Annotated in this window: 5 protein-coding genes; all 5 read right to left on the bottom strand. The window is 72.8% G+C overall.

Annotated elements, in window-relative coordinates:
* Nucleotides 1–259: 259 nt before the first annotated feature.
* The 5 genes from ACFZBT_RS33990 to ispD all read right to left on the bottom strand — a co-directional run bounded on the left by ACFZBT_RS33990 (nucleotide 260) and on the right by ispD (nucleotide 5,945).
* On the bottom strand, nucleotides 260–1,948 hold the full coding sequence (locus ACFZBT_RS33990) for a DoxX family membrane protein (RefSeq protein ID WP_391111996.1): 1,689 nt from the start codon (nucleotides 1,946–1,948) through the stop codon (nucleotides 260–262).
* Between the two features lie 128 nt (nucleotides 1,949–2,076).
* Nucleotides 2,077–3,012: a 23S rRNA (guanosine(2251)-2'-O)-methyltransferase RlmB gene (gene rlmB, locus ACFZBT_RS33985; protein ID WP_391111995.1), complete on the bottom strand. Its 936-nt coding sequence runs from the start codon at nucleotides 3,010–3,012 to the stop codon at nucleotides 2,077–2,079.
* A 133-nt stretch (nucleotides 3,013–3,145) separates the two neighbouring features.
* The gene (cysS, locus tag ACFZBT_RS33980) at nucleotides 3,146–4,561 is read right to left on the bottom strand and encodes a cysteine--tRNA ligase (protein ID WP_391111992.1); all 1,416 of its coding nucleotides are present in this window, start codon (nucleotides 4,559–4,561) and stop codon (nucleotides 3,146–3,148) included.
* A 135-nt stretch (nucleotides 4,562–4,696) separates the two neighbouring features.
* Nucleotides 4,697–5,191 carry a 2-C-methyl-D-erythritol 2,4-cyclodiphosphate synthase gene (gene ispF / locus ACFZBT_RS33975; RefSeq protein WP_391111988.1) on the bottom strand — a complete coding sequence of 165 codons (495 nt, stop codon included), beginning with the start codon at nucleotides 5,189–5,191 and terminating at the stop codon, nucleotides 4,697–4,699.
* Nucleotides 5,181–5,945, bottom strand: a complete 765-nt coding sequence (gene ispD, locus ACFZBT_RS33970; RefSeq protein WP_391111985.1) for a 2-C-methyl-D-erythritol 4-phosphate cytidylyltransferase — start codon at nucleotides 5,943–5,945, stop codon at nucleotides 5,181–5,183. The genes ispF and ispD overlap by 11 nt, the downstream gene beginning before the upstream one ends.
* Between the last annotated feature and the right edge of the window lie 55 nt (nucleotides 5,946–6,000).

The raw sequence follows: 6,000 nt of genomic DNA, 5'->3' as shown, positions 1-6,000 counted from the left end.
CGTCCGTGAACATGGGCCCCAGCTCGTCCCGCACCCGGATCGCCAGACTCCCCTTCGGGAACGCGGCCCGAGCCACCCGCACCGTCTCCGCCGGGCTCTCTCCAGATCCCTTCGGCTGCATCGACATCCGCACCCACCCCATACGACAACGTCGGCCTTCAAGACCACAACCGGGTCTTGAAGGCCGACATCACGCCAGGCCCCGGATTAACCAACAGCATCCGGACGGTGCGGGCCCTCCCTCACTTCGGTCGGCCGGCTAGCCCAGCAGGCCGCCCACCAGGCCCGGCTGGCCCGAGGAGGAGCCTTCGCCGGTGCCGCCGGACGAGCCCGAGCCGCCGCCCGTCGCGGAGCCGCCGGACGTGGGGCCGGAGGTCGTGCTCGGCGCCTCGTCGGCCGGGGAGGACTGCCGGGGCGGGGCCTGGCCCGCGCTGCCCTGGGTCTGGCTGGGCGAACCGCCGGTGACGGTGCCGCTGCCCCGGGTGGCCTCCGGCCGGGTCGTGGTGCCCGCGGTGGGGCTGGCCGAGCCGGCCGTGGCGCCCTGGGTGGGCGACGTGGAGGCCGACGGGGTCCGCTTCTCCTGCCGCTTGGGTTCGCCCGGGAGCGGGGAGCCCGGCAGTTCGTTGCGCGGGGCCTCGCCGGGGCCGGGGACGACGACCCGGTCGGCGTCGCGGACGGCGCCGCCGAGCAGCGAGCCCACGAGCAGGGTGAGGCCGGTGGCGATGGCGGTGACCAGGGCGCCGCGGCGCAGTACGTAGCCGCGCAGGTCCCAGATGTCGGCGCGGGGCCCGAGGCGGCGCCAGGCGCTGCCGGCCAGTCGGCCGTCGACGGAGTAGACGGGGGCGCCGGCGATGATCAGCGGGGACCAGGCGGCGAGGTAGATGATGTCGGGCGTCTCGTAGGCGGGGACGCTCTTCCAGCTGACGGTGACGAGCAGTGCGGCCGAGAGCAGGGCGCCGAAGAAGGCGGCGACGCGCTGCCAGCAGCCCAGGACCGTCAGGACACCGACGATGACCTGGGCGAAGGCGATGACCAGCCCGGAGCCGACCGGGTGCTGCAGGGCGAACTGGCGCAGCGGCTCGGCGACTTCCCACGGGTGCAGGGTGTTGAGCCACGTGACCATCGAGCCGCGCTTGCCGCCGTCGAAGTAGACGGGGTCGCACAGCTTGCCCATGCCGGCGTAGATGGAGATGAAGCCGAGGAACACGCGCAGCGGGAGCAGGACGACGCCGAGGTTCATCCGGCGGCCCGGATAGTAGGCGTGCCGCGCGGGGTCCTCGGCGTGACGCCTGGAGGCCCGGCCGGTCTCGTCCGCGCCGGGGTCGAGGTCCTCGAAGTCCTCTTCCACATAGGCGGGTTCGTCGTAGGCGCTGCCGACGGTGCGCATGGGGGGCAGCAGCCGGGTGCCGTCGGAGTGGGTGCGCTGAGGGCCGACGACGGGGGTCTCGACCGTCTGCTCGAGGTCGTCGTAGCCGTCGCCCTGGTATCCGGTGCCGCCGTAACCCGTACCGCCGTGACCCGCGTTGCCGTGGCCGGTGCCCGGGCGGGCGATGACCTGGGTGGCTCCGGCGTCGGCGGCGGGCTCCTCGGCGTGGCGGACGCTTTCGTGACGTACGGCCTGGAGGAGCCGGTGGGCGCCGGTGTCGTCGGGCGCCGATCTGCCGCTCCATACGACGGGCCGCCGGCGGGCGGCGGCCCCGTCCGCCCCGCCCCCGGCGGTGGCGAAGGGGGTGCGGGCGGTGTCCTCGCCGGCGGTCAGGTGCCGTGCGACCCGTGGGGACTGGACGCGACGCGTCGAGACGCCCAACTGCACGCGGAAAGACGCGTGATTGACGATGACCTGAGCCGGGTCGCTCGGCACCTTCACCATGCTCAGCGCGGGAGCGTCGTCGAGTCCCGACGCGCGGTCCCCCGTGGGAGTGCGGGGTGTTCTGGTGTCCACACTCATCTAACCGAGTGACGTCGCGATAGGACACTGCTTTGACCGGCCGGATCTGTCCGGACCCCGTCAAGCTTGCCCTTGTCGCCCCGACGCCCCCCGAATTACACCGTTCGGGTGAAGTGCCGGATGCCTGTTCAGCGGCGTCGGCGAGCCGCCTCGTAGAGCACGATCCCCGCCGCCACACCGGCGTTGAGCGACTCGGTGCCGCCCGGCATGGGAATCCGCACCCGGTAGTCGCACGTCTCGCCGACCAGTCGGCCCAGTCCCTTGCCCTCGCTCCCGACGACGATGACGACGGGCCCGCCGAGGGCCTCGAGATCACCGAGCTCGGCCTCACCGTCGGCGGCGAGGCCGACGACCACGATGCCGGCCTTCTTGTACTGCTCCAGCGTGCGCGTCAGGTTGGTGGCGCGGGCGACGGGCGTACGGGCGGCGGCGCCTGCGGACGTCTTCCAGGCACCGGCCGTCATGCCGGCGGCCCGCCGCTCGGGTACGACGACGCCGTGGCCGCCGAAGGCCGAGACGGACCGGACGACCGCGCCGAGGTTGCGCGGGTCGGTCACCCCGTCGAGCGCGACGATCAGCGGGTCCACGCCCTCGTCGGCGGCGGCAGCGGCCAGGTCCTCGGGGTGGGCGTACTCGTACGGCGGGACCTGGAGCACGAGGCCCTGGTGGTTCAGCCCGTTCGTCATCCGGTCGAGCTCGGGGCGCGGCGCCTCCATGAGGTTGATGCCCCCGCGCTCGGCGGCGAGTTGCAGGGCCTCGCGCACCCGCTCGTCGCTGTCGATGAACTGCTGCACGTACAGCGTGGACGCCGGCACGCCCTCGCGCAGCGCCTCGACGACGGAGTTGCGTCCGACGACCAGCTCCGAGGTGCCCTTGGCGCGCGGGCCCTTGGTGCGGCTCTGGGCGCGGCGCGACTTGGCCTGGGCGGCGCGCTGCTTGGCGTGCCCCTTGCGCGCCTCGGCGGGCGGCGTCGGCCCCTTGCCTTCCAGGCCCCGGCGCCGCTTGCCGCCACTGCCGACCTGCGCGCCCTTCTTGCCGGACATGCGGCGGTTGTTCGCGGCCATGAGCTACCCGTCTCCGTGAAGTGGTTCGTACGTACGTCTGCGTACGTCTGTTACGTCTATGCCTGTTGTTACGTCTATGCAGTGTGCCGCCCGGAGGCCCGGGCGGCACAGTCGATCAGCCGTGGGCCTTGTCTCAGCGGGGGCCGAGGCTCCAGCGCGGACCCTGCGGACTGTCCTCGATGACCAGACCGGACTGGGCCAGCTGGTCGCGGATGGCGTCCGCGGTGGGCCAGTCCTTGCGGGCCCGGGCGGCCTCGCGCTGGTCGAGGACCATGCGGACCAGCGTGTCGACCACGCCGTGCACGCTTTTGTTGAGCACAGTGTCGCCGCGGTCGCCCTCCCCGGCCCAGTGCTCGTCGAGCGGGTCGAGGCCGAGGACGCCGAGCATCGCGCGGACCTCGGCGAGCCGGGCCACGGCGGCTTCCTTGTCGTCGGCGGCCAGCGCGCTGTTGCCCTGCCGGACGGTGGTGTGCACCACGGCGAGCGCCTGGGGCACGCCCAGGTCGTCGTCCATGGCCTCGGCGAAGGCGAGCGGCACCTCGGCGGCGGGCTCGACCGGGCCCCCGGCCAGCTCGACCACACGCTGCACAAAGCCCTCGATCCGCGCGAACGCCGACTCGGCCTCGCGCAGCGCCTCCTCGCTGTACTCGATCATCGAGCGGTAGTGCGGGGTGCCGAGGTAGTAGCGCAGCACGATGGGACGCCAGCGCTTGACCATCTCGCTGACCAGGACCGAGTTGCCGAGCGACTTGGACATCTTCTCGCCGCTCATGGTGACCCAGGCGTTGTGCAGCCAGTACCGCGCGAACTCGTCGCCGTAGGCCTTGGCCTGGGCGATCTCGTTCTCGTGGTGCGGGAAGACCAGGTCGAGGCCGCCGCCGTGGATGTCGAAGGCGGTGCCGAGGTACTTGTGCGCCATCGCCGAGCACTCCAGGTGCCAGCCCGGGCGGCCGCGGCCCCACGGCGTCTCCCAGCTGGGCTCCCCCGGCTTCGCCGCCTTCCACATGGCGAAGTCACGCGGGTCGCGCTTGCCGGTCTCGCCGGCGCCGGACGGCTGCTGGAGGTTGTCCAGCTCCTGGTTGGACAGCTCCAGATAGCCCGGGAAGGAGCGCACGTCGAAGTAGACGTTGCCGTCGGCCTCGTAGGCGTGCCCGCGCTCGATGAGGCCGCGCATCATCTCGACCATCTCGGTGATGTGGCCGGTGGCACGCGGCTCGTAGGTCGGCGGGAGGCAGCCGAGGGCGTGGTAGCCGTCGTTGAACGCCCGCTCGTTCTCGTAGCCGATGGCCCACCAGGGGCGGTTCTGGTCGGCCGACTTGGCGATGATCTTGTCGTCGATGTCGGTGACGTTCCGCACGAACGTGACGTCGTAGCCGCGGTAGGCGAACCAGCGGCGCAGGATGTCGAAGTTCAGGCCGGAGCGGATGTGGCCGATGTGCGGGGCGGCCTGCACGGTGGCACCGCACAGGTAGATCGAGACGCAACCCGGCTGGAGCGGGGTGAAGTCACGGATCTGCCGGGCGCTGGTGTCGTACAGGCGAATAGTCACGACACCAGGGTAGTAGGCCGTGGGGTGTGCGTGGGGCAGTCCCTTGCTTGTCGGGTGCGGGTTGTGGGGGCTGGTCGCGCCCACGCGGCGGAGCCGCATATCAACACAGCCCCGCACCCCTGAGTGGTGGGACACTCAGCCCACTCGCACGACCAGGGCCGTTGCCACCGCCATCAGGCCCTCGTCGCGTCCGGGGAAGCCCAGACCGTCTGTTGTAGCCCCCGACACCGACACGGGTGCTCCCGCCGCCTCCGACAGGATCTTCTGCGCTTCGTCCCGCCGTTTGCCGATCTTCGGCCTCGGGCCCACCACCTGCACCGCGACGTTGCCGATGCGGAAGCCCGCCTCGCGGACGATGCGGGCCGCCTCCGTCAGGAGGGCGACGCCCGAGGCGCCCGACCACTCCGGGCGGCCCGTGCCGAAGTGCTGCCCGAGGTCGCCGAGACCCGCCGCGGAGAAGAGGGCGTTGCAGGCGGCGTGGGCTACGACGTCCGCGTCGGAGTGGCCCGCCAGGCCCGGGCCCTCGCCCTCCCACTTCAGGCCGGCGCACCACAGCTCGCGGCCGTCCTCGAAGGCGTGGATGTCGGTGCCGATGCCGACCTGCGGCAGCGGATACGGCTCAGAAGCCATCGTTGAGCCTCCTGCGGGCCAGAACCGCCTCCGCGAGGACCAGGTCGAGGGGCCGGGTGACCTTGAAGGCCTCCTCGTGGCCGGGCACGGCCACGACCGTGAGGCCGAGCTGCTCGACCATGCCGGCGTCGTCGGTGACCTCGCCGGTCACCGTCTCGTGCGCCCGGACCAGCGTGGCCCGGTCGAAGCCCTGCGGGGTCTGCACGGCACGCAGCAGCGCGCGCTCCGGCGTGGCGACGACCGGCTCCGGCTCGCCGGGGGCACCTGCGGGCTCGACCTGCTTGACGGTGTCGGCGAGCGGCAGCGCCGGGACCACGGCCGGGGCGCCGTCCCGGACGGCCTCGATCACGGCGTCGACGGTGTCCACCGGCACCAGCGGGCGGGCCGCGTCGTGCACCAGGACGATGTCGTGGCCGGACGGCAGCGCGTCCAGGCCGAGCTTCACGGACTCCTGGCGGGTCTGCCCGCCCGGGACGACGAGGAAGTCCGTCCGCTCGGGCAGCGCGTACGCGTCGAGCAGCGACCTGACCTCGGCGGCGCCGTCGGGCGGGGCCACGACGACGACCAGGGAGACGGCACGGGAGGCGGCCAGCGCGCGGACCGCGTGGATGAGCATGGGGGTGCCGCTCAGCGCGCGGAGCGCCTTGGGGGCGCCCGGGCCGAGCCGTACACCGCGGCCGGCGGCCGGGATCACGGCCGCCGTACGGGCTGTCGCGGGAGCGTCCGGCGGCGCGGGGCGTGATTCGTCAGACATCGGTTCCTGTCAGGTTTGTGTGCTGGCCTGGCGTGGGTATGGCCTGGAGGAGTGC

It is taken from the genome of Streptomyces sp. NPDC008137 (assembly GCF_042957035.1).
In the GTDB taxonomy this organism is placed as follows: Bacteria; Actinomycetota; Actinomycetes; order Streptomycetales; family Streptomycetaceae; genus Streptomyces.
This window is presented reverse-complemented; position numbering and strand designations above follow the sequence as displayed.

Coding starts and splice junctions, on each gene's coding strand:
- ACFZBT_RS33990 (WP_391111996.1), bottom strand. CDS start 1,948: ATGAGTGTGGACACCAGAACACCCCGCACTCCCACGGGGGACCGCGCG.
- rlmB (WP_391111995.1), bottom strand. CDS start 3,012: ATGGCCGCGAACAACCGCCGCATGTCCGGCAAGAAGGGCGCGCAGGTC.
- ispF (WP_391111988.1), bottom strand. CDS start 5,191: ATGGCTTCTGAGCCGTATCCGCTGCCGCAGGTCGGCATCGGCACCGAC.
- ispD (WP_391111985.1), bottom strand. CDS start 5,945: ATGTCTGACGAATCACGCCCCGCGCCGCCGGACGCTCCCGCGACAGCC.